20 protein-coding genes are annotated in these 23,008 nt (G+C 65.2%); 10 read left to right on the top strand and 10 right to left on the bottom strand.

All coding sequences use genetic code 11. The features are described 5' to 3' along the window. Positions 1–23 precede the first annotated feature (23 nt). Positions 24–1,781, bottom strand: a complete 1,758-nt coding sequence (locus G4G71_RS25820) for an amidohydrolase (protein ID WP_169941260.1) — start codon at positions 1,779–1,781, stop codon at positions 24–26. 118 nt (positions 1,782–1,899) lie between these two features. Here G4G71_RS25820 and G4G71_RS25815 point away from each other — a divergent pair, with 118 nt between their 5' ends. Then, positions 1,900–2,808, top strand: coding sequence for a LysR family transcriptional regulator (locus G4G71_RS25815; RefSeq protein ID WP_169942809.1), 909 nt, complete (start codon positions 1,900–1,902; stop codon positions 2,806–2,808). Positions 2,809–2,812: 4 nt separating this feature from the next. Here the strand turns inward: G4G71_RS25815 and G4G71_RS25810 are convergent, their stop codons facing one another. From G4G71_RS25810 to G4G71_RS25790, 5 genes are all read right to left on the bottom strand, one after another. Further along, entirely contained in the window at positions 2,813–3,421 is a 609-nt protein-coding gene (locus G4G71_RS25810; RefSeq protein WP_169941258.1) for a LysE family translocator, read from the bottom strand. Between the two features lie 52 nt (positions 3,422–3,473). After that, positions 3,474–4,310, bottom strand: coding sequence for an AraC family transcriptional regulator (locus tag G4G71_RS25805; protein WP_169941256.1), 837 nt, complete (start codon positions 4,308–4,310; stop codon positions 3,474–3,476). A 118-nt stretch (positions 4,311–4,428) separates the two neighbouring features. Further along, complete coding sequence (locus G4G71_RS25800) at positions 4,429–6,039, bottom strand: FMN-binding glutamate synthase family protein (protein WP_169941254.1); 1,611 nt, start codon at positions 6,037–6,039, stop codon at positions 4,429–4,431. A 333-nt stretch (positions 6,040–6,372) separates the two neighbouring features. Further along, complete coding sequence (locus tag G4G71_RS25795) at positions 6,373–7,752, bottom strand: L-serine ammonia-lyase (RefSeq protein ID WP_169941252.1); 1,380 nt, start codon at positions 7,750–7,752, stop codon at positions 6,373–6,375. A gap of 181 nt (positions 7,753–7,933) precedes the next feature. Continuing rightward, on the bottom strand, positions 7,934–8,713 hold the full coding sequence (locus tag G4G71_RS25790) for a helix-turn-helix transcriptional regulator (RefSeq protein ID WP_054908952.1): 780 nt from the start codon (positions 8,711–8,713) through the stop codon (positions 7,934–7,936). A 147-nt stretch (positions 8,714–8,860) separates the two neighbouring features. On the opposite strand from G4G71_RS25790, the gene G4G71_RS25785 reads away from it, so the two are divergent. From G4G71_RS25785 to G4G71_RS25775, 3 genes are all read left to right on the top strand, one after another. Beyond that, a complete protein-coding gene (locus tag G4G71_RS25785; RefSeq protein WP_169941250.1) occupies positions 8,861–9,682 on the top strand; it encodes a carbon-nitrogen hydrolase family protein in 822 nt (273 codons plus the stop codon). 163 nt (positions 9,683–9,845) lie between these two features. After that, on the top strand, positions 9,846–11,168 hold the full coding sequence (locus G4G71_RS25780; protein WP_169941248.1) for an APC family permease: 1,323 nt from the start codon (positions 9,846–9,848) through the stop codon (positions 11,166–11,168). A gap of 57 nt (positions 11,169–11,225) precedes the next feature. Then, positions 11,226–11,870, top strand: coding sequence for a glutathione S-transferase family protein (locus G4G71_RS25775; RefSeq protein ID WP_169941246.1), 645 nt, complete (start codon positions 11,226–11,228; stop codon positions 11,868–11,870). 253 nt (positions 11,871–12,123) lie between these two features. On the opposite strand, the gene metR is transcribed toward G4G71_RS25775, so the two are convergent. Next, on the bottom strand, positions 12,124–13,044 hold the full coding sequence (gene metR, locus G4G71_RS25770) for a transcriptional regulator MetR (protein WP_024765378.1): 921 nt from the start codon (positions 13,042–13,044) through the stop codon (positions 12,124–12,126). Positions 13,045–13,171: 127 nt separating this feature from the next. Further along, positions 13,172–13,615, bottom strand: coding sequence for a CopD family copper resistance protein (locus tag G4G71_RS25765; protein WP_169941244.1), 444 nt, complete (start codon positions 13,613–13,615; stop codon positions 13,172–13,174). Positions 13,616–13,808: 193 nt separating this feature from the next. Here G4G71_RS25765 and G4G71_RS25760 point away from each other — a divergent pair, with 193 nt between their 5' ends. Beyond that, on the top strand, positions 13,809–14,804 hold the full coding sequence (locus tag G4G71_RS25760) for an alpha/beta fold hydrolase (RefSeq protein ID WP_169941242.1): 996 nt from the start codon (positions 13,809–13,811) through the stop codon (positions 14,802–14,804). 99 nt (positions 14,805–14,903) lie between these two features. On the opposite strand, the gene G4G71_RS25755 is transcribed toward G4G71_RS25760, so the two are convergent. Further along, a complete protein-coding gene (locus G4G71_RS25755; RefSeq protein WP_169941240.1) occupies positions 14,904–15,818 on the bottom strand; it encodes a LysR substrate-binding domain-containing protein in 915 nt (304 codons plus the stop codon). A 102-nt stretch (positions 15,819–15,920) separates the two neighbouring features. Here G4G71_RS25755 and G4G71_RS25750 point away from each other — a divergent pair, with 102 nt between their 5' ends. The 5 genes from G4G71_RS25750 to G4G71_RS25730 all read left to right on the top strand — a co-directional run bounded on the left by G4G71_RS25750 (position 15,921) and on the right by G4G71_RS25730 (position 22,575). Then, complete coding sequence (locus G4G71_RS25750; RefSeq protein WP_169941238.1) at positions 15,921–17,006, top strand: tartrate dehydrogenase; 1,086 nt, start codon at positions 15,921–15,923, stop codon at positions 17,004–17,006. Positions 17,007–17,248: 242 nt separating this feature from the next. Next, complete coding sequence (locus G4G71_RS25745) at positions 17,249–18,880, top strand: BCCT family transporter (protein WP_277352228.1); 1,632 nt, start codon at positions 17,249–17,251, stop codon at positions 18,878–18,880. A gap of 140 nt (positions 18,881–19,020) precedes the next feature. After that, complete coding sequence (locus tag G4G71_RS25740; protein ID WP_169942805.1) at positions 19,021–20,142, top strand: aromatic ring-hydroxylating oxygenase subunit alpha; 1,122 nt, start codon at positions 19,021–19,023, stop codon at positions 20,140–20,142. 186 nt (positions 20,143–20,328) lie between these two features. Next, complete coding sequence (locus G4G71_RS25735) at positions 20,329–21,288, top strand: PDR/VanB family oxidoreductase (protein ID WP_169941236.1); 960 nt, start codon at positions 20,329–20,331, stop codon at positions 21,286–21,288. Between the two features lie 201 nt (positions 21,289–21,489). Then, positions 21,490–22,575, top strand: coding sequence for a helix-turn-helix domain-containing protein (locus G4G71_RS25730; protein WP_169941234.1), 1,086 nt, complete (start codon positions 21,490–21,492; stop codon positions 22,573–22,575). 1 nt (position 22,576) lies between these two features. Here G4G71_RS25730 and G4G71_RS25725 read toward each other — a convergent pair whose 3' ends face one another. Beyond that, on the bottom strand, positions 22,577–22,903 hold the full coding sequence (locus G4G71_RS25725) for a GlpM family protein (protein WP_169942803.1): 327 nt from the start codon (positions 22,901–22,903) through the stop codon (positions 22,577–22,579). Positions 22,904–23,008 lie beyond the last annotated feature (105 nt).

The following is a 23,008-nucleotide window of genomic DNA, read 5'->3' as shown; positions in this document are numbered from 1 at the left end:
AGACCCTGGCGCAGGAGCCCGGCTCAGAGAGCCGGTTGATCCTCGGCGCGATAGATTTCGCGGCCTTCGAACAGGGTGTGGAGTACGCGGGCCTCGTCCAGTTGCTGGTCGGGCACGGTGAACACGTCGCGGTCGATCACCACCATGTCGGCCTGTTTGCCGGGGGCCAGGGTGCCGATCTTGTCGAGCAGGCCGATGGTCTGCGCGGCGTTGCGGGTGTAGGCGTAGAACATGGTCTGACGGTCCACGCGCTCGGCGGCGTTGAGCACGCCTTCTTCGCCCTGGCGGGTGACCGCCTGGTAGATGGCCTTGAGCGGATCAGGCGTGGACACCGGCCAGTCGCTGGCGCCGGCGATGGTGGCGCCGTTGTCCAGCAGGGATTTGGCCGGGTACATGTAGCGGTAGGCCTCGTCGGCGATGTAGGGCTTCACCAGTTCCACCGTGTAGACCTCGGCGGTGGCCCAGTCCAGTTGCATCGAGGCGATCACCCCGAGCTCCTTGAAGCGCGGGAAGTCCTTCGGGTTGACCAGTTGCAGGTGGGTAATCGAGTGGGTCACGCCGCTCTGCCGATCCTTGCGTGCCTGCGCGATGCCATTGAGCGATTCACGCACTGCGCGGTCGCCGATGGCGTGTACATGCACCAGCCAGCCGCGTGCGTCGGCGGCGCTGACCAGTTCGCCGAAGTGCTTGGGATCGATCAGCAGTTCGCCCGGCTTGTGGCTGTTCTTGTACTCCTCCAGCAGTGCGGCGGACTGGGCGGGGAATTCGATCACGCCATCGGCGAAGACCTTGATGCCCGGCAGCGTCAGGTTGGGGATGCCCTGGAACTGCTGGCGGACCTTCTCGATGACATCAAGATCGGCCGGAGTACTTTTCGGGTTAACCACCTGCAGCGCGGCGACGTGGGCGGTGAGCTGGCCGTTGCGGGCCAGGTCGCGGTACACCGGCAGTACGCCGACGGTTTTCTCGGTGGGCTTGATGGCGAACAGCGCCTCGCCCGGGCTGCCGTTGGCGGCCGGGTCCATCCAGGCGGTGATGCCGAGGCTGTTGTTGTACTTCACGGCGGCCACGCCGGCGCGGTCCATGGTGGCGGTATCGGGTACCGGCATGGCGGCGGCGACCAGGTCGAAGCCGGAGTCGACCAGGAAGCCGGTGGGGTTGAATGACTTGTCGTGGGCGACGTTCTGCTGTTCCAGCGGGCTCAGGCTGCGCACGCGCTTGGCGTCGAGTCCGGCGCGCTTGAGCATCGCGGCATTGGCCCAGGCGGTGTGGTGGTCGCTGCCGATCAGTACCACTGGCGTGTCTTTCCACTCGCCCTGGTTGAAGCGCTTGGCCAGGCCATCGGCCTGGGACCAGTAGCTGGAATTCATGCCGTTCATGACCACGGTGTCATGCACCTTGGCCTTGCCGCTGTCGCGGTCCTGCTTCAGGCGCTTCTCGAACGCATCGAGGTCCATCTGCTCGTCCAGCAGGCTGGCGGAAATCAGCTCCAGACCGCCGAAGATGGAGTGCGAGTGACTGTCGATGAAGCCGGGCATCAGCACCTTGCCGCCCAGGTCGACCTGCTTGCTGCCGCTGTCGGCGAGCTTGCGGATGTCCTCGTTGGAGCCTACCTGCAGCACCTTGCCGTCGGCGACCGCCACGGCCTGCTGCAGCGGCTGGCCGGGTTCGGCGGTGAAGACCTTGGCGTTGTACAGGATCAGGTCCGCGTTCTGTGCCTGTGCTTCAAAAGTGCCGAGTGCGATGGCGAGCGCCAGCGCTCCCTTGAGCATGCCGTGCATGACTTCCCCTTGCTTTTCGATGGATTATTGTTGGTCTGCAGCGCAGGCTAATGGCGTGGCGTGTGCCGCGGAAGTCGCTAACGGGCATAACACTTGTGAAGGATTGGCACGAATGATGATGGACAGATTCAGCAGCCTGGCAATGTTCGTCGCCAGTGCCGAAACCGGCAGTTTCAGCCGCGCCGCCGAACAGCTGGGCAAGACGCCTTCGGCGGTGACCAAGGCGGTCGGCCAGTTGGAAATCGAAGTCGGCGCGCGCCTGTTCGAGCGCACTACCCGCAGCATGTCACTCACCGAGGCGGGGCAGCTCTATCTCGATGGGGCCCGCGAAGTGCTGGCGCGGATGCGCGAAACGACTGAGGAAATCGCCCAGTTGCAGCACAGCCTGCGCGGCGTACTGCGTATTACCGGGCCGTTGATCGTCGGCCCGGTGTTCTTCGACCAGGCCTGCGCTGAATTCCTCGACCTGCACCCGGACGTGCGCCTGCAAGTCGACCTTTCCGACAGCTACGTCGACCTGCTCGATGGTCGCTACGACCTCGCCCTGCGCATGGGCAACAGCGACCTGCCGGGGCTGATCGCCCAGCCGCTGGCCGAAAGCCGCCTGGCCATGTGCGCCAGCCCGGCTTACCTGGAACGGCGCGGCACGCCCCGTCACCCCAGGGAGATTCCCGACCACGATTGCCTGGTCTATCGCCACCCGGCGCTGGATGACCGCTGGTGGTTCGATGTAGAGGGGGAGCGCTTCTCCACTCCTCGCAACGGCCGCCTGAACAGCGATAACCAGGCCGTGCTGCTGACCGCGTGCCTGGCCGGCCATGGGCTGTTGCCGTGTCCGCGCTGGAGCGTGCTGGAACACCTGCGCAGCGGGCGGCTGGTGACGGTGCTGGATGAGTACTTCTTCGAGCCCGACACCTTCGGCGCGCAGATTCTCGCGGTGTACCCGAGCAACCGCCGGGCGACGCGCAAGATCCACGCATTCATCGAGCACCTGCGCGAGTACCTGCGGCGCGACGGCATTCTCTAGGTCGCTACAGCAATGCCCCGGCCCAGGCCGAGACCAGCAGCAGGATCGCCATCAACTGGTTGAGCCGCTGCATCTGCCGGGGCGACAGCAGGCGCTGGCTGCCGATACCCAGGCCGGCCCAGACCGCCATGCAGGGAATCGACACGAGGAAGAACAGCAGCGACAGCGCTTGCACGCGGTCCAAGCGGTCGGCGCCGTGGCCGGCGTACACGCTGATTACCGCCAGCGCCATCATCCAGGTCTTGGGGTTGACCAGTTGCAGCGCGGCAGCGCCGACAAGGCCCAGGCGGGCGGCATTGCCGCCCGGAGTGAGGTCTGCCGGCGGGCTGCGGAAGATCTGCCAGGCCAGCCAGCTCAGCCAGAGCACGCCGACTGTGCTCATCGCCTGTTGCACCCGTGGCAGGCTGGCCAGTACTTCACCCAGCCCGCTGCCCACCGCCAGCACCAACGCCGCTGCAGCGCCGCAGCCGCCAAGCATGATCGGCAACGCCGCGCCCCAGCCGAAGCGGGCGCTGTTGCTGAACACCAGCAGGTTGGTGGGGCCGGGTGTGATCGAGGCGACGAAAGCGAAGAGCAGGAAGGGCAGCCACTGGCTGAACTGGGCGAGGTGCATGGCGGGAGCTCCGGTGAATCCGTGGGAGTTCATCTTCGCCAGCGCGGCGGGCTCAGTCTGGAAGCTTTGAGCAGCGCTTGCGGTAGTAGGCTGGCGTTACCCCGTAGGCGCGGCGGAACCAGCGGCCGAGGTGGCTCTGGTCGGCGAAGCCGAGATCGGCGGCAATGTCCGCCGGTGCCAGGCCGCGGCCGAGCAACTGCCGTGCGCGGGCCAGGCGCAGCTGGATCAGGTAGGCGTGGGGTGGCAGGCCGAAGGCCTGCTTGAAGGCGCGAGTCAGGCGGAAGCGGTCGCAGCCACTGGCGCGGGCCACGTCGTCGAGACCGATGTCGGCGGTCAGGTTGGCGTGCAGATAGTCCCGCGCGCGTTGCGCCACCAGCGGCAGCTGCGCCGTCGTGGCACCGCGCTGGCGCCAGTGCAGGTGTTGAGTCATACCGTCGAGCAGGTCGTCGATGGCGGTCTGGCGGACGATCTTCAGGTCGTTTCCGTGCACGGCCTGGAAGGCATTTTCGACGCGTCGCGCCAGCTGCGGATCATCGATCAGCAACTCGGGTACGGTCAGTTGGCAGTTGCCCGGCGCTTCCTCGAACAACGTGGCGATCTCCCGCTCCAGCCAGGGCGTGTCGAGGTACAGGGTGCGGTAGGTGAAGCCGCCTTCAGTGGGCGCGTCGCCGTCATGGATGTCGCCGGGCTCGAGGAAGAACACCTTGCCGGTGGTGCTGATATGGCGCTGGTTGCGGCTGCGGAACTGCTGTACGCCCGATTCGGTGTAGCCAATCAGGTAGCTGTCGTGCCAGTGCGGGTCGTAGGCGTGGCCCTTGAAGTGCGCACGCAGGCTCTGGATGCCGGTGTCGGCGTCCTGCAGCAGGTCGATCCAGTTGTCTTTGTGCATGGGCCGCCTCCGCATCGCCATCGCCTGCCCGGTCGGCCAGCATAGCGCGCGATGAGGCGATGTCTGGAAGATTCGTGCAGCCACTGATCAGGCGGCCGCACGAAATGGCGCGGCCGGCTCAGCCGGGCATGGCGTCGAAACTGTCGCTGCGCGCCATGCGCCAGATGCGCTCGTAGAACTCGCCCTCGATGTTGCCCGAGAGCAGCTCTCCCGGCTTCAGGAAGTAATGCAGGTGCGAGAACAGGCGGATTTCGGTGGCTGAGACACGGCGTACCAGATGCCGTGCTTCCAGCTCCGAGGGGTGGCGGATGCCGGCGGCGGCGATCATCTCGGCCAGGCCCTTGAGCGTGTTGCGGTGGAAGCTGTAGACGCGCTCGGCCTTGTCCGGCACCACCAGGGCGCGCTGGCGCAGCGGGTCCTGGGTGGCTACACCGGTGGGGCACTTGTTCGTGTGACAGCTCTGGCTCTGGATGCAGCCGATGGCGAACATGAAGCCGCGAGCCGAGTTGGCCCAGTCGGCGCCCATGGCCAGCACGCTGGCGATATCGAAGGCGCTGACGATCTTGCCGCTGGCGCCGATGCGGATCTTGTCGCGCAGGTCCAGGCCGACCAGCGTGTTGTGCACGAACAGCAGGCCCTCGCGCATCGGCAGGCCCATGTGGTCGGTGAACTCCAGGGGTGCGGCGCCGGTGCCGCCTTCCTTGCCGTCGACGACGATGAAGTCGGGGAGGATGCCGGTCTCGTGCATGGCCTTGGCGATGCCCATGAATTCCCATGGGTGGCCGATGCACAGCTTGAAGCCCACTGGTTTGCCGCCAGAGAGTTCGCGCAGCTGGACGATGAAATCGAGTAAACCCTTGGGCGTGCTGAAGGCGCTGTGGGAGGAGGGCGAGATGCAGTCCTTGCCCATGGGCACGCCGCGGGTGGAAGCGATCTCCTCGGTGACCTTGTGCTTGGGCAGAATGCCGCCGTGACCGGGTTTGGCGCCCTGGCTGAGCTTGATCTCGATCATCTTCACCTGCGGATCGACCGCCTGCTTGGCGAAGCGCTCGGGGCTGAACGTGCCGTCATCGTTGCGGCAGCCGAAGTAGCCGCTGCCCAGCTCCCAGGTCAGGTCGCCGCCGTACTCGCGGTGGTAAGGGCTGATGCTGCCCTCGCCGGTGTCATGGATGAAGCCGCCCAGCTTGGCGCCCTTGTTCAGTGCGCGGATGGCGTTGGCGCTGAGCGAGCCGAAGCTCATCGCGGAGATGTTGAACACCGAGATGGAGTAGGGCTGCTTGCACGCCGGGCCGCCGACGGTGACGCGGAAGGTGCAGGGGTCGGCCACCGGTGCCGGGCGGATGGAGTGGGCGATGAATTCGAAGCCGGATTGGTAGACGTCGATCAGCGTGCCGAAGGGCTTGTCGGCGGTCTCGTTCTTCGCCCGCGAATAGACCAGGGCGCGCTGGGCGCGGGAGAAGGGCAGGGCCTCCTGGTCGCCTTCGAGCAGGTACTGGCGGATTTCCGGGCGGATGGCTTCCACCAGGTAGCGGATGTTGCCGAGGATCGGGTAGTTGCGGCGCACCGCGTGGCGTTCCTGCAGCAGGTCGAAGACCCCGAGCACGCTCAGGGCGAGGGTGATCAGGGTGAAGGGCCAGACCCAGTCATGCCCGAGGAAGGGCAGGCTGAGCACGGTGAACAGGACGCAGGCGGCAAAAAAGGCATAGCGGCTTAGGAGCGACAGGTTCATGGAATCTCCAGTCGTCGGGCTTATCACGGTCAGGTTGGCCGAAAGGGCCGTCACAGAGCATGGCAGGCATCGCGCGAACGCGCCTGGGCAAAGGTCAATGCGGCGGGCTTTCGGAAGTCTTTCTAGTTCTGGCGGGCACCGACGGTAGCCCGAAGCGGGATAAAAAGAAAGCTAGCTAACGATTTTCTCTGGCGCTGAGAAAGCCTGTTTCGGGTGGTGCAAGAACGGTGGCATGCGTCCCTGGGCGGTTCGCGAGCAAGCTCGCTCCTACTAAGAGCGCGCCGGCGTCAGGCCTGTAGGAGCGAGCTTGCTCGCGAACCGCATCCGGCCGGACTAACAGGCGATCACATTCACCGCCAGCCCGCCCTTCGAGGTTTCCTTGTACTTGTCCATCATGTCGCGCCCGGTATCGCGCAGGGTGTCGATGGCCTTGTCGAGGCTGACCAGGTGCTGGCCATCGCCGCGCAGGGCGAGCTGGGCGGCGTTGATGGCCTTGAGCGAGGCCATGGCGTTGCGCTCGATGCAGGGCACCTGGACCAGTCCGGCGACCGGGTCGCAGGTCAGCCCAAGGTTGTGCTCCAGGCCGATCTCGGCGGCGTTTTCCACCTGCTCCAGGCTGCCGCCCAGCACCTCCGCCAGCCCGGCCGCCGCCATGGCGCAGGCCGAACCGACTTCGCCCTGGCAGCCGACTTCGGCGCCGGAGATGGAAGCGTTGAGCTTGCACAGGATGCCGATGGCGGCAGCGGTCAGCAGGTAGCGCTCGATACTTTCGGCATTGGCGTTGGCGTCGTAGTGCGCGTAGTAGTGCAGCACCGCCGGGACTATGCCGGCCGCGCCGTTGGTGGGTGCTGTCACGACGCGCCCGCCGGCGGCATTCTCCTCGTTCACCGCCAGCGCCCAGAGGTCCACCCAGTCCAGGGCGCCCAGGGTGGTGGCGATCAGGTTGCCGCTGTCCGCTTCATTCAGCCGGCGATAGAGCATGGGCGCGCGGCGGCGCACCTTGAGGCCGCCGGGCAGCGTGCCTTCGGTTTCCAGGCCGCGGTTCACGCAGGCCTGCATTTCGTCCCAGATATGCGCAAGGCCGGCATGGATTTCCTCGTCACTGCGCAGCGCGCGCTCATTGGCCCACATCAGGTCGCTGATGCGCCGGAAACCGTGCTCATGGCACAGGCGCAGCAGTTCCTCGGCGCTGTGGAAGGGGTAGGGCATCGGATTGTCCGGGAGGGCGCGGTCGGTGTTGAAGTCCGCCGCATCCACCACGAAGCCGCCGCCGACCGAATAGCAGATGCGTTCGGCCAGCAGTTCGCCGTTTTCGTCCAGGGCGCGCAGGTGCAGGCCGTTGGGATGGGCGGGCAGGCTGTCGTCGTGGAAGACCAGTTGCCGCGCCGGATCGAAGTCGATTTCCTCCACACCGCCCAGGCGCAGGCGATGGCGCAGCAGGATGTCGTCTACCTGTGGGGTGAGGGCCGCGGGGTCGGCTTCCGCCGGGTCGATGCCGAGCAGGCCGATCAGGCAAGCGCGGTCCGTGGCGTGGCCCTTGCCGGTGGCGCTGAGGGAGCCGTAGAGATGCACCTCGACCGCCGTGGTTCGGGCCAGCAGGCCGTCGTCACGCAGGCGGTCGACGAACTCGCGGGTGGCGCGCATCGGCCCAACGGTGTGCGAACTGGACGGGCCGACACCGGGTTTGAACATGTCGAAGACGCTGAGGGTCATGGGGATTCCTCCTGTCTTCCAGCATGGACCCGTGCGGCCTTGAGTGCTCACCGACCGCTCGACGGCCACGCGCTTTTTGTAGGAGAGAGGGGGACGCCCAGTTCTTGCTCGCGAACCGGTTCACCGCGGAGCCGGCCAGGAAACGCTGTTCGCGAGCAAGCTCGCTCCTACAAAAGCAGCCTCAGCCCTGCGCCTGCAGGAACAGCGAGAACAGCTCGGACTGCGACTTGATCCCCAGCTTGGCGTACATGTGCTTGCGGTGGACCTTCACCGTCTCGGCAGAGATCGCCAGCTTGCGGGCGATTTCCTTGCTGGAGCAGCCGCTGAGCATCAGCCGGCCCACTTCCAGCTCGCGTGCGGTGAGCGGCGTTTCCATCTGCTGGGCGGTGGATTCCAGGCGGTTCTGCCAGCGTGGCGGCGGAGGCGCTTCCTGCACCTCGCGTTCGAAGGCCATGCGCTGGCGCATCAGGCCGGCGACCCAGGGTTGCACCAGGGCGAGCAGGGCGATCTGCTCCGGGGTGAAGCGGCCCTTGCTGCCCACCGAGCAGCAGAGGGTGCGCTCGCCGTCGAGTTGTACGTTGATCTGCACTTCATCGGCGACCACGTTGAGGCTGAAGTAGCGCTGGTAGTAATCGGTCTGCTCGAACATTTCCGGCGCCACGTCGTCCAGGCGGAACAGCCCGCTGCCGGGCGCCTCGCGGCTGGCGATGTAGAAGGGGTCGAGCAGGTAGAGGCCCTTGAGGTAGTCCTGGAACAGCGAGTCCGGGCCGCCGTCCTCGCCGGGGCATTCGGCGAACACCTGGGGCCTGCCATTGCTGAAAAGCAGCACGACCCAGCTGTCGAAGGGCACATACTGGCCCAGCAGGCGCACCAGCGAGGTCCAGAAGTTCGGCTTGTCCAGCGCTTCGATCAGCTGCCCGACCGAGCGGTGCCAGGCGATATCCTGAAGGGAAAGGCTCATGACTCTACCCCCGATGGGTTACCACGCGGGCGTAATTACCCGGTGATGGCACGCCCGGCATACTCGGTGGATGCCTTGAGCCGGCGCGGTGCGCATTTTGACCGACAGCGCCCGGTCACCGCAAAGACAAGAATCCGAGGAAGCCCCATGAAAGTAGAGCTCGTCCAACTCGCCGGCCGTGATGGCGATGTGGCCTGGAACCTGGCCCGCACCCTGGAAGCGATCCATGCCTGCGCCGACGACACCCAATTGGTGGTGTTCCCCGAGACCCAGCTGACCGGCTTCCCCACCGAGCAGAACATCGCCGCCATCGCCGAGCCGGTCGATGGCCCCAGCGTGCAGGCCGTGCAGCGTGCCGCGCGGGAGAAGAACATCTCCGTCGCCGTGGGCTTCGCCGAAGCCGCTGACGATGGCCGCTTCTACAACACCACGCTGCTGATCACCCCCGAAGGCATCGCCATGAAGTACCGCAAGACGCACCTGTGGGCGTCGGACCGCGGCATCTTCACCCCCGGCGACCGCTACGCCACCTGCCTGTGGAACGGCATCCGCGTCGGCATCGTGATCTGCTTCGACATCGAGTTCCCCGAGTCCGCCCGCGCCCTCGGCCAGCTGGGCGCCGAGCTGATCATCGTGACCAACGGCAACATGGACCCCTACGGCCCGACCCATCGCACCGCGATCATGGGCCGCGCCATGGAAAACCAGGCCTATGCCGTGATGGTCAACCGCGTCGGTGCAGGTGATGACGGACTGGTCTTCGCCGGCGGTAGCGCCGTGGTCGACCCGTACGGTCAACTGATCGTCGAGGCCGGCCGCGAAGAGTGCCGGCAGATCGTCGAGCTGGATTTCGAACGCCAGGCGCAATCGCGCCGCGACTACAGCTACCTGGGCGAGCGCCGTTTCGTGCTGCCCGGCGAGATGCGCGAGCACGCAGACGGCTTGCGCGAGCTGATCATTCCCGCCTGAGTTTCCTTCCGGCTCCGCTGCAAGGGGGCCGGGGCGCAGGGCCGCGCCAGTGAAGCGAATCATCAAGAACGACGGGTGCCACGAGCACCCGCGAGGCCTGCGGGTGAGTGCAGGCCGGCAACCCAAGTACTGCCATAACAAACACAACGCGGAGTAAGCAGTAATGGCTCGACTCAAACGAACCCTGTCGCTGGGTTCGGTGGTGCTGTTCGGCATCGCCTACATGACCCCGATCATCGTCCTTGGCACCTTCGGCATCCTCGCCGACGTCACCCGCGGCGTAGTGCCTTCGGCCTACCTCGTCGCCTCTGTCGCCATGCTCTTTACCGCGCTCAGCTACGGGCGCATGGCCGCTGCCTTCCCGGTCGCCGGCTCGGCATACACCTACGTGCGCAAGTCGATCAGCCCGAAACTGGGCTTCCTGGCCGGCTGGGCGGTGTTGCTGGACTACCTGTTCCTGCCCATGGCCATCTGGCTGATCGGCGCGGCCTATCTGCATTCCGCCTTCCCGGCCGTTCCGCAAGCCTTGTGGGTACTGGCCTTCATCGGCGTAACCACCGCGATCAACGTGGTCGGCCTGCGCCTGGCGAAGAACATCAACGGCGTGCTGATGCTGGTGCAGTTCCTCGTGCTGATTGCTTTTGTAGGCCTGGCCATCCACTACGTGATGGGCGATGGCAGCCGTCCGTTGTGGACCCTGGAACCCTTCCTCAAGGAAGGCACCCAGTTGCCGCTGATCATGGGTGGTGCGGCCATCGCCTGTTATTCCTTCCTGGGCTTTGACGCGGTCAGTACCCTGACCGAAGAAACCCACGAACCGCGCAAGACCATTCCGCGTGCCATCCTGCTGATCACCCTGATCGGCGGCGGCATCTTCATCGCCGCCAGCTACTTCGTACAGCTCGCGCACCCGTCGGTGGAATTCCAGAACGCTGATTCCGCCGCCTACGAAATTGCCCGCAACATCGGCGGCGACCTGTTCGTCAGCTTCTTCCTGATCGGCCTGATCGTCGGTCAGTTCACTTCCGGCCTGTCGGCCCAGGCCAGCGCCTCGCGCCTGCTGTTCGCCATGGGCCGCGACGGCGTGCTGCCGCGGCCGTTCTTCGGGCGCATCAGCAAGCGCTTCGAAACCCCGGTGAACAGTATCGTGCTGTGCGGCGTGGTGGCCCTGCTGGCGCTGCACATGGACGTCACCACTTCCACCTCGTTCATCAACTTCGGTGCCTTCCTGGCCTTCAGCCTGGTGAACCTCTCGGTGATCTTCCACTACTACCTGAATGCCGAGCGTCGCGGGCTGCGCGAGCTGGTGCTGTTCCTGCTGTTCCCGCTGATCGGCCTGCTTGCCGACCTGTGGCTGATGGTCAGCCTCGACCACTTGGCGATCTGGCTGGGCGCCACCTGGCTGGTGCTCGGTGTGATCTACCTCGCGGTGATCACCAGTGGCTTCCGCCAGCAACCACCGGAGATGCATTTCGAGGAGGCGTGAGCCCCGCGCGGGGCTATGCTGGGGACTCCGAGCCGTGATGACCGAGGAGATCCCGCCATGCCCCGCCTCACTCTCTACCATTCGCCTCAGACACGCTCCAGCGGCACCCTGGTGCTGCTGGAGGAGCTGGGCGCCGAGTACGACCTCGAACTGATCAACATGAAGGCCGGCGAGCAGCGCAAACCGGCCTACCTGGCCGTCAACCCGCTGGGCAAGGTGCCGGCGATCCGCATCGGCGAGTCGCTGGTCACCGAGCAGGGCGCCATCTTCATCTACCTCGCCGACCTCTTCCCCCGCGCGAACCTCGCTCCTGCCCTCGACGATCCGCTGCGCGGCCCCTACCTGCGCTGGCTGGTGTTCTACGGCTCCAGCTTCGAGCCGGCCATCGTCGACCGTGCCCTCAAGCGCGATGCCGCACCGCAGGCCATGAGCCCCTACGGCGACTACGACAGTGTGATGCGCGCCCTCGCCGAACAGCTGGAAACCGGCCCTTACCTGCTGGGCAATCGCATGACCGCAGCCGATGTGCTGTGGGGCGCGGCCCTGCGCTGGACCATCGGCTTCGGCGTCGTGCCCAAGCTGCCGGTGTTCGAGCGTTACGTGGAGCTGGTGACCTCGCGCCCGGCCTTCAAGCGGGTCTGGGAGCGGGATGTGCAGTGGGCGGAGGAGCACGCCAAGGCGGCGGAGGCGAAGCCGACGTGAGCGCTGGCCGGAAATCGCGCGCGCCGGGAAGACGATGTTCGATTTGAGGAATTGGTCTCAAGTGAGGTGGGATTATTCCTATTTTGCGATCGGAATATTTTCGCGCTTCCTCGACTGATCAATGATCGCCCCAACGCCGCGCACCCCCATCGCGTGGCGTCGGCAACTAAAACTACTACAAGCCGTTCCTTGAGTTATGTCCCCAAGGCCCTCCGCAAGGAGGGCCTTTTTTATGCGCGTGTTCCGGCAGTGCTCAGCCCTTGGCAGCGCTGACGCCCTCGAGGGTAGCGAAGGAAGTGTCCTTCGCGGTCAGCAGGAAGTCACGCATGAACGGTGCATCCAGCATGTCGGCGCGGATGGCGGCGAACAGGGTGCAGTACAGGCCTTTCTCACCCAGGCGCTTGGCGGTCACATAGCCTCGCGAGCTGTACTCGTGCAGCGCCCAGTTGGGCAGGCTGCAGACGCCACGCCCGGAGGCCACCAGTTGCATCATCATCACCGTCAGTTCCGAGGTGCGAACCTGGGCTGGTTCGACGTCGGCCGGCTCTAGGAAGCGGGTGAAGATGTCCAGGCGATCGCGCTCGATGGGGTAGGTGATCAGCGTCAGGTTGGCCAGGTCTTCCGGAACGATGAAGGACTTACCGGCCAGCGCGTGGTGGTTGTCCACCGCCAGCAGCGCTTCGTAGGTGAACAGCGGCACGTAGGTGATGCCGGCGATGTCCACCGGGTCGGAGGTCACCACCAGGTCCAGGTCGCCGCGGGCCAGTGCCGGCAGCGGGGCGAAGGAGAAGCCGGAGGCGAGGTCCAGCTCCACTTCCGGCCAGGCATCGCGGAACTGGTCGATGGTCGGCATCAGCCACTGGAAGCAGCTGTGGCATTCAATGGCCATATGCAGGCGACCGGCAGTGCCGCCCGCCAGGCGTGCCAGGTCGCGTTCGGCGCCGCGCAGTTGCGGCAGCACGGCGTCGGCCAGTTGCAGCAGGCGCAAGCCAGCACTGGTGAAGCGGACCGGCTTGGTCTTGCGGATGAACAGCGACAGGCCCAGGCGCTCCTCCAGTTCCTTGAACTGGTGGGACAGGGCGGATTGCGTGAGGTGCAGGCGCTCGGCGGCCTCCACCAGGCTGTCGGCTTCGCGCAGGGCATGCAGGGTTTTCAGGTGACGGAGTTCAAGCATGGCGCGGCCTCGCCTCAGTATGAGGAAATCTTGATGAAAAGGCGGATCAATTGAGCTGCCCTCATGATAAGCCGGCTGCTGGCGCTTCACCAGCAGGGTTCGCCGGGCCCGACTCATCGGGCCGAAGTCACCAGCTCAGATAGAACATCCCTTTGGCCAGCAGGACGATCAGCACCACGTGGGCGAACACGCTGTAGTGGATGCGCCGGGAACGCCGGCCGGTCATGCGCCCGACACGAAAGGAATACATGGCGAAGATGAAGTGGCCCAGTACGCTGGTGGCCAGCAGCAGCTTGAGACTGAGCAGGGTGGCGAAGGGCGACGCCAGCGGCTCGGCCAGCAGCGGCGCGTAACGCAGATGCAGCATGCCCAGGCCGCTGCCGAACAGGGTCGGGATGACCCAGGGCATCACCCGGCGCAGCCGACGGCCGAGCGCGCCCTCGACCATTTTCATCGCCCGCGCCGGCACGTGGGGGTGGATGCTCTCCAGGATCAGCACTTCGAAGAACACCGTGCCGACGAACAGGATCGCGGCGAACAGGTGCAGCACCAGCAGGATGGGGTAGGCCATGGCAGAGCTTCCGAGCGGGGGCTTCTATCTTCGCGACTGTTGGGGGCGGCCTCCCTTGATCCGCATCATGGGAAGCGCCGTCGGCGACCGCTCAGCGCCTTTCATCAAACTGTCACGGACCTGTGGCAGAGCGAGCGACGGAAATTCATCAGAATCGCTATCAACTGGGGTTTTGCGTTCCGGATTTTCATTCATGCGTGCTTTTCTACTGGCAGTCGCTCTTTTCTGCGGCTTGCCCTCCCTTTCTATTGCCGCCGATCGTTGCGATGCGCGGGTGCCGACCGAGCTGGTCGACCTGGGCGACGTGCGCCTGGCCTACCAGAGCATCGGGCGTCCGCAGGACCCGACGCTGCTGCTGGTCATGGGCCTGGGTGGCCAGCTGATCCATTGGCCGGATGAAGTGGTCGAGGCGCTCTGCCAGCAGGGCTTCCGGGTGATCCGTTACGACAACCGCGATGTTGGCCTGTCTTCCTGGCGTGTTCCTACGCCCAGCGGCAACCTGACCTACGAAGTAATCCGCTATCGCCTTGGCCTGCCCGTGAGTGCGCCCTACAGCCTGACCGACATGGCGGGCGACGCACTGCACCTGCTGGACGCCCTGCACGTCGAACGCGCCCATGTGCTGGGCGCGAGCATGGGCGGGATGATCGCGCAGCATGTCGCCGACCTCGCGCCGGATCGCGTGATCAGCCTGACCCTGGTGATGACCAGCTCCGGCGCCGAAGGCCTGCCGGCGCCCAGCGAGTCGCTGCTGCGCCTGCTCGCCCGGCGCGAGGCCGCCAGCCGCGAACAGGCCATCGAACAGCAGGCTGACCTGCTGGCCGCCCTTGGCAGCCCGCAGGTTCACGACGACCGCCAGCAATTGCTGCAGCAGGCGGCGCGCTCCTACGACCGCGCCTTCAACCCCGAAGGCGTGCAGCGACAGATGCTGGCAATCCTCGCCGAGCCCAGCCGCGTGGAGCTGCTCAACCGACTCAACGTGCCGACCCTCGTGGTCCACGGTACGGCCGATCCGCTGCTGCCGGTGATGCACGGTGTGCATGTGGCCGCGCACATTCGCGGCTCGGTGCTGAAGTTGATTCCGGGGATGGCGCACCGTTTCCAGGAAGACTTCAAGGAGCCGCTGCTCGGCGCGGTGCTGCCTTACCTGCGCGAGCACCAGGGCGGCGGGCACGTCGCGCAGCTCTGAGGCTTTCGTGGGAGCGGACTTTGTCCGCGATCGATTTCCGACCACGCTGAGCCGGCCGGTTGCACATCGCGGCCGGAAACCGCTCCCACGCTGTGAGTTTCAGGGGGCGGGCAAGCTGTAGCGCTCGGCGAAATACTGCCGCAGGAACTCCACCGCCACCCGCACCTTGGCCGAGCTGGCCAGTGGGGCGGCATAGACGGCCCAGATGTCCGCCGGCTGCTGGTATTCAGGCAGCACCTGCACCAGGCGGCCATCCTCCAGGCTGTCGTGCACGTCCCACCAGGAGCGCAGCAGGATGCCGCGCCCATCAATGCACCACTGGTGCACCACCTCGCCGTGGTTGGACGACAGTGGCCCGGTAACCTTCACGCTTTCCTCGCCTTCCGGTCCCTGCAGGTGCCAGACGCCGAAGGGATGGTCGCGCTCCTTGATCACCAGGCAATCGTGCCCGGCCAGTTCCGCGAGCGTGCGCGGCGTTCCGCTGCGCTCCAGGTAGCTGGGTGCGGCACAGAGAACCCGACGGTTCCTGGCCAATGGGCGGGCGATGAGGTTGGGGTCGATGTCGTTGCCCACCCGCACGTCCAGATCGAAACCTTCGCCTATCAGGTCCACCAGGCGGTCCTGTACATCCAGCCGGATATCCAGCTGCGGGTGCCGCGTGGCGAGTTCCGACAAGGCCGGGGCGACGAAGCGCCGGCCCAGCCCGAGGCTGCTGGCGATACGCAGCAGGCCGCTGGGCTCGCGGTGCAGGGCGCTGACGTCATCGCCCATGCGCTGCACGGCATCGAGGATGCGCAGCGCCCATTGATAGATGCGCTCACCGTCTTCGCTCACCGAGACCCGCCGCGTGGTGCGGTGCAGCAGGCGCACGCCGAGGTCATCTTCGAGCAAGCGGATTCGCTTGCTGACGAAGGCGGCGGACATGCCCAGTTCGCTGGCGGCGGCAGCGAAGCTGGAGCGCCGAACCACCTGGATGAAGACGCGGAGGTCGTCAAGATTGGGAAGTTTATTCACGGTTCGTGCTTAAAGAATCAACGGTCTCGCTGATTATGTTTGATTTTGCTGCTTATAGCATGGCCAGCACTGCTTTCCACTTCACACCAGCGAGGGTGCCCCATGAGCAAGCCATTCAGAATCGCCGCGATCCCCGGAGACGGCATCGGCCAGGAAGTCCTTCCCGAGGGCCTGCGAGTCGTCCAGGCGGCCGCGCGGAAATACGGCCTGGCGCTGGAATTCGAACACTTCGAGTGGGCCAGCTGCGACTACTACCTGGAGCACGGCAGGATGATGCCGGACGACTGGTTCGAACAGCTGAAGGATTTCGACGCGCTGTTCTTCGGCGCCGTCGGCTGGCCGGACAAGGTGCCGGACCACATTTCCCTGTGGGGCTCGCTGCTGAAATTCCGCCGCGACTTCGACCAGTACGTGAACATCCGCCCGGTGCGCCTGTTCCCCGGCGTGCCTTGCCCGCTGGCCGGGAAGAAGCCCGGCGACATCGACTTCGTGGTGATCCGCGAGAACACCGAGGGTGAGTATTCGTCCCTGGGCGGGCGCATGTTCGAAGGCACCGAGAACGAGTTCGTGCTGCAGGAATCGGTGTTCACCCGTCGCGGCGTCGACCGCATCCTGAAATACGCCTTCGACCTGGCGCAGACCCGCGAACGCAAGCGCCTGACCTCGGCCACCAAGTCCAACGGCATGGCGGTGAGCATGCCCTACTGGGACGAGCGCACCGCGGCGATGGCCGCCGGCTATCCGGACATCACCTGGGACAAGCAGCACATCGATATCCTCTGCGCCCGTTTTGTCCTGCAGCCCGAGCGCTTCGACGTGGTAGTGGCCTCCAACCTGTTCGGCGACATCCTCTCCGACCTCGGCCCGGCCTGTGCCGGCACCATCGGCATCGCACCCTCGGCCAACCTCAACCCCGAGCGCAGATTTCCCTCGCTGTTCGAGCCCGTACACGGTTCGGCGCCGGACATCTTCGGCCAGAACATCGCCAACCCCATCGCCATGATCTGGTCCGGTGCGCTGATGCTGGACTTCGTCGGCCAGGGCGATGCGCGCTACCGCGCGGCCCACGACGACATCCTCCAAGCCATCGAGCGCGTGATCGCCGACGGCACAGTGACACGGGATATGGGCGGGCAACTTTCGACCCAGGCTGTCGGGCAGGCAATTGCCGAGATCGTGGCGGGATAGTTCCTACAACCTCAGCGAAACCCATGGAAAGGCCCGTGCCATGGCGGCTCGCCGCCTTTTCGATGGGCGCTTCGAGGCGATCACCTGCTCTTGCGCTATGCGGCGATTCACCGCACACTGTTAACCAAAGGATATTTGTAAACCAATAGTTTACTTGGGCAAGGTGCCGGTTTTGACCTTGCTCCATCCGCGGCCTGCGGCGGATGCGAAACAACAACAAAAAACGTCCCAGGAGACGCCTGATGTCCCCCTTGATGCCCCGCAAGACCCAGAAGGTCGATGTATTCCTGATATCCATGAGCCTGGTCGCGGTGCTCCTGACCGTGATCGGGCTCGCTGCGTTTCCGGCCCAGGCCGAGCAAGCCGCGAACCAACTGTTCGAAATTGCCACCCGTACCTTCGGCACCGCCGTGCAACTGCTGATCTTCGGCAGCTCCCTGGCCGTGCTCTACATCGCCTGCAGCAAGTACGGCCACATCCGCTTCGGTAGCGGCAAACCGGAATACTCCACGGCTACCTGGGTCTTCATGTTCATCTGCGCCGGCATGGGGTCCTCCACTCTCTACTGGGGCGTGATGGAGTGGGCGTACTACTACCAGACGCCGGGCCTGAACATCGTTCCGCAGTCCCGCGAGGCACTGGAGTACAGCGTCGGCTACTCCTTCTTCCACTGGGGCATCAGTGCCTGGTCGATCTACGCCCTGGCCTCGCTGGCCATGGCCTACCACTTTCACGTGCGCAAGAAGAGCGGCCTGAACCTGGCTTCCATCGTCGAGGCCGTCACCGGCTTCAAGGCCACCGGGCCGGTGGGGCGCCTGGTGGACCTGATCTTCCTGCTGACCATGATGGGCGCGCTCACCGTGTCCCTGGCGCTCACCGCCTCGACCCTGACCCGTGGCCTGTCCGGGCTGGTGGGCACGCCGGATACCTTCACCGTGCAGGTGTTGGTGATCGGTGTGATCGCCGTGCTGTTCTCCCTGAGCTCCTACATCGGCATCGATGGTGGCCTGCAGAAACTGAGCAAGATCGTCTGCTACGGCGCGCTGGTGTTCGCCGCGGTGGTGCTGCTGGTCGGCCCGACCCAGTTCACCATCAACAACACCGCCAACGGCATCGGCCTGATGATCCAGAACTACGTGCACATGAGCCTGTTCACCGACCCGGCCGGCGATGGCGCCTTCACCCGTAACTGGACGGTGTTCTACTGGCTCTGGTGGGTGTCCTACGCACCGGGCGTGGCCATGTTCGTGACCCGCGTATCGCGTGGCCGGCAGATGCGCGAAGTGGTCTTCGCCCTGCTGCTGGGCGGCAGCTTCGGTTGCTGGTTCTTCTTCGGTGCGCTGGAAAGTTACAGCATGCACCAGTTCATCACCGGTGCCGTAGACGTGCCGAAGATTCTCACCGAGCAGGGTGGTGAAAGCGCCGTAGAGGCGCTGCTGCTGGCGCTGCCGTGGGGCAAGCTGTTCCTCGCCGTGTACCTGTTCATCATGGCCGTGTTCTGCGCCTCGCACATGGATGCGGCAGCCTACGCCGTGGCCGCCACCAGCACTCGCAACCTGCAGGAAGGCGATGATCCGACGCCGACCCACCGCCTGTTCTGGGCCATCACCCTGACCCTGGTGCCGCTGGCCATGCTGTTCGCCAAGGCCTCGCTGTCGACGATGAAGACCGCCGTTGTGCTCACCGCGATTCCGTTCACCCTGATCCTGCTGGTCAAGGTCTATGGCTTCTTCAAGTGGATGCTGGCGGACTATGGCTCGATGCCGGCCTACCGCATCGAAGAGGAAGCCGCAGCGATGGCGCTGGCAGGCGAGGCCGTAGTTGAGCCCCCGATCGTCGCCAAACCCCTACGGGAAGTGGCCCTGGCCCAGTGATTTCCTGCGTGGCGTCGCCAGCCCGGGCGATGCCACCCGCAGGCTTTTTTTTGCCTGCGCTGTTAACCATCGGGTTGCAGTAAACCGAAAATCAAATGGACCGCGCCCTGCGCGAGTCGATGAAAGCCTGGAGATATCCGATGACCGACTTCGAACGCCTGCCCGCCGACTTCTGCAGCGACCACGAGCGCGCCTACACCATTCCGGCAAACTTCTACACCAGCGATGCCGTATTCGAGCACGAGAAGGAAAAGATCTTCGCCCACAGCTGGATCTGCCTGGGCCATCGCAGTGAAGTGGCCGAGAAGAATGCCTACATCGTCCGCGAGGTGATCGGCGAGAGCATCATCGTCGTGCGCGGCCGCGACGACGTGCTGCGCGCCTTCTACAACGTCTGCCCGCACCGTGGTCACCAACTGCTCGAAGGCACCGGCGGCATCGCCAAGAACGTCATTGCCTGCCCCTACCACGCCTGGACCTTCAAGCTCGACGGCGAACTGACCCACGTTCGCAACTGCGACCAGGTCGAGGCCTTCGACAAGGGCGATTACAGCCTGGTGCAGCTGCGCGTAGAGGAGTACGCCGGTTTCATCTTCATCAACATGGGCGCCGATGCCGGCAGCGTGGAAGAGCAGCTGCCCGGCCTGGAAGCCAAGATGCGCGGCGCCTGCGCGGTGATCGATGACCTGCACCTGGCCGCTCGTTTCGTCAGCGCAACCCCGGCGAACTGGAAATCCATCGTCGACAACTACATGGAGTGCTACCACTGCGGCCCGGCGCACCCGAGCTTTGCCGACTCCGTGGACGTCGGCCAGTACGGTCACACCCTGCACGGCAACTGGACCCTGCAGTACGGCATCGCCAAGTCCTCGGAGCAGTCGTTCAAGGTCGACGAGTCGGTGAGCGATCCGTCCTTCTCCGGCTTCTGGGCCTGGCCGTGCACCATGTTCAACGTGCCGCCGGGCGCCAACTTCATGACCGTGATCTACGAGTTCCCGGTCGACGCCGAAACCACGCTGCAGCACTACGACATCTACTTCCTCAACAAGGACATCACCGAGGAGCAGCAGAAGCTCATCGACTGGTACCGCGAAGTGTTCCGCCCGGAAGACCTGCGCCTGGTGGAAAGCGTGCAGAAGGGTCTGAAGTCCCGCGGCTACCGCGGCCAGGGCCGGATCATGGTGGACAAGCAGCGCACCGGTATCAGCGAGCACGGCATTGCCCACTTCCACAACCTGATCGCCGTGTCGCACCTGGACTGATCCGGCTCGCCGCCAGCGGGTGGCGAACAGCACTTGCGTGAGGCCCTGCATCGACGAAGTCGGCGCAGGGCATCCGCCCCGCAGACAGCGGGGCGGCATTCCCTAGAAAACAGCTCTCTTCCACCGCCGCTCGGGGAGCCGGAAGAGAGTCGGGTGGCGCGGCCATCCGGTCAGTTGAGGTGAACCATGGCCAATACCTACGAGATGTTCAGCGTGCGCGTGACTGCCGTGGAGCAGGCAACCCCGCAGATCAAGCGCTTCACCCTGGCGCGAGCCGACGGCCAGCCAATGCCGGCCTTCAGCGGCGGCAGCCACGTGATCGTGAAAATGGCCGACGGCCTGAGCAACGCCTATTCGCTGATGAGCGATCCGCGCGACCTCAGTCACTACCAGATCGGCGTTCGACTGGAAGAGCAGTCCAAGGGCGGATCGGCCTTCATGCACCAGCAGGTCGAAGTCGGTACCCAGTTGACGATCTCTACCCCGAACAACCTTTTCGCCCTCGATTCCAAGGCCGGGCGCCACGTGTTGATCGCCGGTGGCATCGGCATCACGCCATTCCTTTCCCAGTTGCATGAGCTGGAAGGCGGCACTGTCCCGTACGAGTTGCATTACGCCTTCCGCAGCCCGGAGCACGGCGCCTTCCAGGGCGAGTTGGCAGACGGTCCGCATGCCGGGAATGTGCGTTTCTATGTGGACAGCGAGAATCGCCGTCTCGACCTGGCCGCTTTGTTCGCCTCCCTGGCGGCGAACGACCACGTCTATGTCTGCGGGCCCAAGCCGCTGATCGATGCAGTCATCGACGGCGCGAAGAAAGCCGGAATCGCAGAGGCGCGCGTGCACTTCGAACAGTTTGCGGCCGCTCCCGCCAGCGGCGGCGCCTTCACCCTGGTACTGGGCCGCTCCGGCCGCGAACTGCGGGTGGAGGAGGGCATGACCATCATCCAGGCCATCGAGAACGTGAAGGCCGCCCAGGTGGACTGCCTGTGCCGCGAGGGTGTCTGTGGAACCTGCGAGACGCGCATCCTCGAAGGCGAGGTGGAGCATTTCGACCAGTACCTGTCCGACGAGGAGAAAGCCTCGCAACAGACCCTGATGCTCTGCGTCTCCCGCGCTCGCGGGGAGCGGCTGGTGATCGATCTGTAACCCGAATATCCGGCGAGCGTAGGAGCGGACTTTGTCCGCGATCGTTTCCCCGCGGCTCCGGGCAGCCCCGGAGCGCGGCCAGCCAATCGCGGACGGGGTCCGCTCCCACGATCAGCCGTCGGCATCTGATGCGTCTGTCATCCACCGGTTTACAGCTGTGTATACTGCGGCCCTCGAATACCTCCAGGGACCGCGCCACCCATGATGGAAAACAGCTTCGCCTTCCGTCTCAAGGAATTGCTCGAACACCACAAGCTGACGCTGCAGGCAGTGGGTTCGGCCCTGGGTATTTCGCGTACGGCGGTGCACAAGTGGACCAAGGGCGGCGAGATCGACTACGACAACCTGCGTCGGCTGGCAGACTTTCTCAAGGTCAATTGGCTCTGGCTGCGCTACGGCGAGGAAGCCCTGCGCAGCGTGCAGGATGCCGAGCCGATCGAGCTGCCGATGACCGACCTGCGCCGCCGCTACACCGCCGAGATCATGGAGAGCGAGACGCGCATGAAGCTGGCCCAGGAGGGCGCGCGGATCGTCACCTGGGAGTGGAACCTGATCAGCGATGAAGTGACCTATTCGCCGAACGTCGAGGCGGTCTACGGCTGGCATGTCAGCTCCAACCAGACCTTCTGGAGCCATCTCCCGGCGGAGGACGTGGCCACCGTGCAGGCGATGTATGAGCGCGCCGCTGCCGAGGGCAAGGGCTGCGAGTGCGATTTCCGCATCCTCCAGCCCGACGGCAGCCTGCGCTGGATCGCCTCGCGCGCCACGGTGGTCAACGATGCCGTCGGCCGACCACTGAAGATGGTTGGCATCAGCATGGACAACACCGAGCGCATGGCCACCGAGGAACGACTGCGCAATAGCGAGGAGCGTTTCCGGGCGATCTTCGAACTGACCTGGGGCGCACTGGCCTACATCGGGCTGGACGGTGGCTGGCAGCGGGTGAACGGCAGCCTCTGCGAGCTGCTCGGCTATCGCCCCGAAGAGCTCTACACCATGACTTTCCAGGGCATTACCCACCCCGACGACCTGGCGACCAACCTGGAGCTTCTGCGCCAATTGCTGGCCGGCCACTTCGATCGCTACGTGGTGGAGAAGCGCTTGCGCCGCCGCGACGGCGACTATGTCTGGGTGCGCGTGCGCACCTCGCTGCAGCGTCGCGCCCAGGACGGGGTGCCCGATCACCTCATCAGCGTGTTCGAGGACATCCGCGCCGAACGCGCCGAGCGTGATCGCCTGCAGGCGCGAATCAGCGAATTGGAAGCTCAGTTGGCGATGCGCGCCTGACTCAGTGCAGGCGCACCCAGACGAACACCAGTAGCGAAGCCGCTACCAGCCAGGCCAGTGCGGCCATCGCCAGCGACAGTTCCAGGCGCATGCGATCCACCATCAGGTAGAGCGCGGCCAGATAGACGAAGTAGGGAATGATCGACCACATGCCGAACAGGATGGTGGTCTTCAGGTCGTCCAGCGAACGGCTCTTGCCGACGATGTAGTGGGCGATCAGGGCGAAGGTGGGGAACAGCGGCACCAGCCCGGCGATGTAGTAATTGCGCGTCTTCGACAGCGCGGCGAGGATCAGCACAACGCCGGCGCCGAGGGCTGCCTTGAGGATCAGGTCCACGTCTTTCTCTATGCGGCGACGCCACCGGGGCGGTGGCGTCGCCTAGTATGCCTCACGGGGGCAGTGTGGATATCTCGTTCTGTGGCTGGGAAGTCA

The organism is Pseudomonas multiresinivorans (genome assembly GCF_012971725.1).
Classification (GTDB): Bacteria; Pseudomonadota; Gammaproteobacteria; order Pseudomonadales; family Pseudomonadaceae; genus Pseudomonas; species Pseudomonas multiresinivorans.
The sequence above is the reverse complement of the archived record's forward strand: the minus strand, read 5'-3'. Positions and strand labels throughout refer to the sequence as shown.

Bases quoted from the DNA above. Each gene is read 5' to 3' on its own strand.
- G4G71_RS25820 (WP_169941260.1), bottom strand. From the start codon at position 1,781: ATGCACGGCATGCTCAAGGGAGCGCTGGCGCTCGCCATCGCACTCGGC.
- G4G71_RS25815 (WP_169942809.1), top strand. From the start codon at position 1,900: ATGGACAGATTCAGCAGCCTGGCAATGTTCGTCGCCAGTGCCGAAACC.
- G4G71_RS25810 (WP_169941258.1), bottom strand. From the start codon at position 3,421: ATGCACCTCGCCCAGTTCAGCCAGTGGCTGCCCTTCCTGCTCTTCGCT.
- G4G71_RS25805 (WP_169941256.1), bottom strand. From the start codon at position 4,310: ATGCACAAAGACAACTGGATCGACCTGCTGCAGGACGCCGACACCGGC.
- G4G71_RS25800 (WP_169941254.1), bottom strand. From the start codon at position 6,039: ATGAACCTGTCGCTCCTAAGCCGCTATGCCTTTTTTGCCGCCTGCGTC.
- G4G71_RS25795 (WP_169941252.1), bottom strand. From the start codon at position 7,752: ATGACCCTCAGCGTCTTCGACATGTTCAAACCCGGTGTCGGCCCGTCC.
- G4G71_RS25790 (WP_054908952.1), bottom strand. From the start codon at position 8,713: ATGAGCCTTTCCCTTCAGGATATCGCCTGGCACCGCTCGGTCGGGCAG.
- G4G71_RS25785 (WP_169941250.1), top strand. From the start codon at position 8,861: ATGAAAGTAGAGCTCGTCCAACTCGCCGGCCGTGATGGCGATGTGGCC.
- G4G71_RS25780 (WP_169941248.1), top strand. From the start codon at position 9,846: ATGGCTCGACTCAAACGAACCCTGTCGCTGGGTTCGGTGGTGCTGTTC.
- G4G71_RS25775 (WP_169941246.1), top strand. From the start codon at position 11,226: ATGCCCCGCCTCACTCTCTACCATTCGCCTCAGACACGCTCCAGCGGC.
- metR (WP_024765378.1), bottom strand. From the start codon at position 13,044: ATGCTTGAACTCCGTCACCTGAAAACCCTGCATGCCCTGCGCGAAGCC.
- G4G71_RS25765 (WP_169941244.1), bottom strand. From the start codon at position 13,615: ATGGCCTACCCCATCCTGCTGGTGCTGCACCTGTTCGCCGCGATCCTG.
- G4G71_RS25760 (WP_169941242.1), top strand. From the start codon at position 13,809: ATGCGTGCTTTTCTACTGGCAGTCGCTCTTTTCTGCGGCTTGCCCTCC.
- G4G71_RS25750 (WP_169941238.1), top strand. From the start codon at position 15,921: ATGAGCAAGCCATTCAGAATCGCCGCGATCCCCGGAGACGGCATCGGC.
- G4G71_RS25745 (WP_277352228.1), top strand. From the start codon at position 17,249: ATGTCCCCCTTGATGCCCCGCAAGACCCAGAAGGTCGATGTATTCCTG.
- G4G71_RS25740 (WP_169942805.1), top strand. From the start codon at position 19,021: ATGACCGACTTCGAACGCCTGCCCGCCGACTTCTGCAGCGACCACGAG.
- G4G71_RS25735 (WP_169941236.1), top strand. From the start codon at position 20,329: ATGGCCAATACCTACGAGATGTTCAGCGTGCGCGTGACTGCCGTGGAG.
- G4G71_RS25730 (WP_169941234.1), top strand. From the start codon at position 21,490: ATGATGGAAAACAGCTTCGCCTTCCGTCTCAAGGAATTGCTCGAACAC.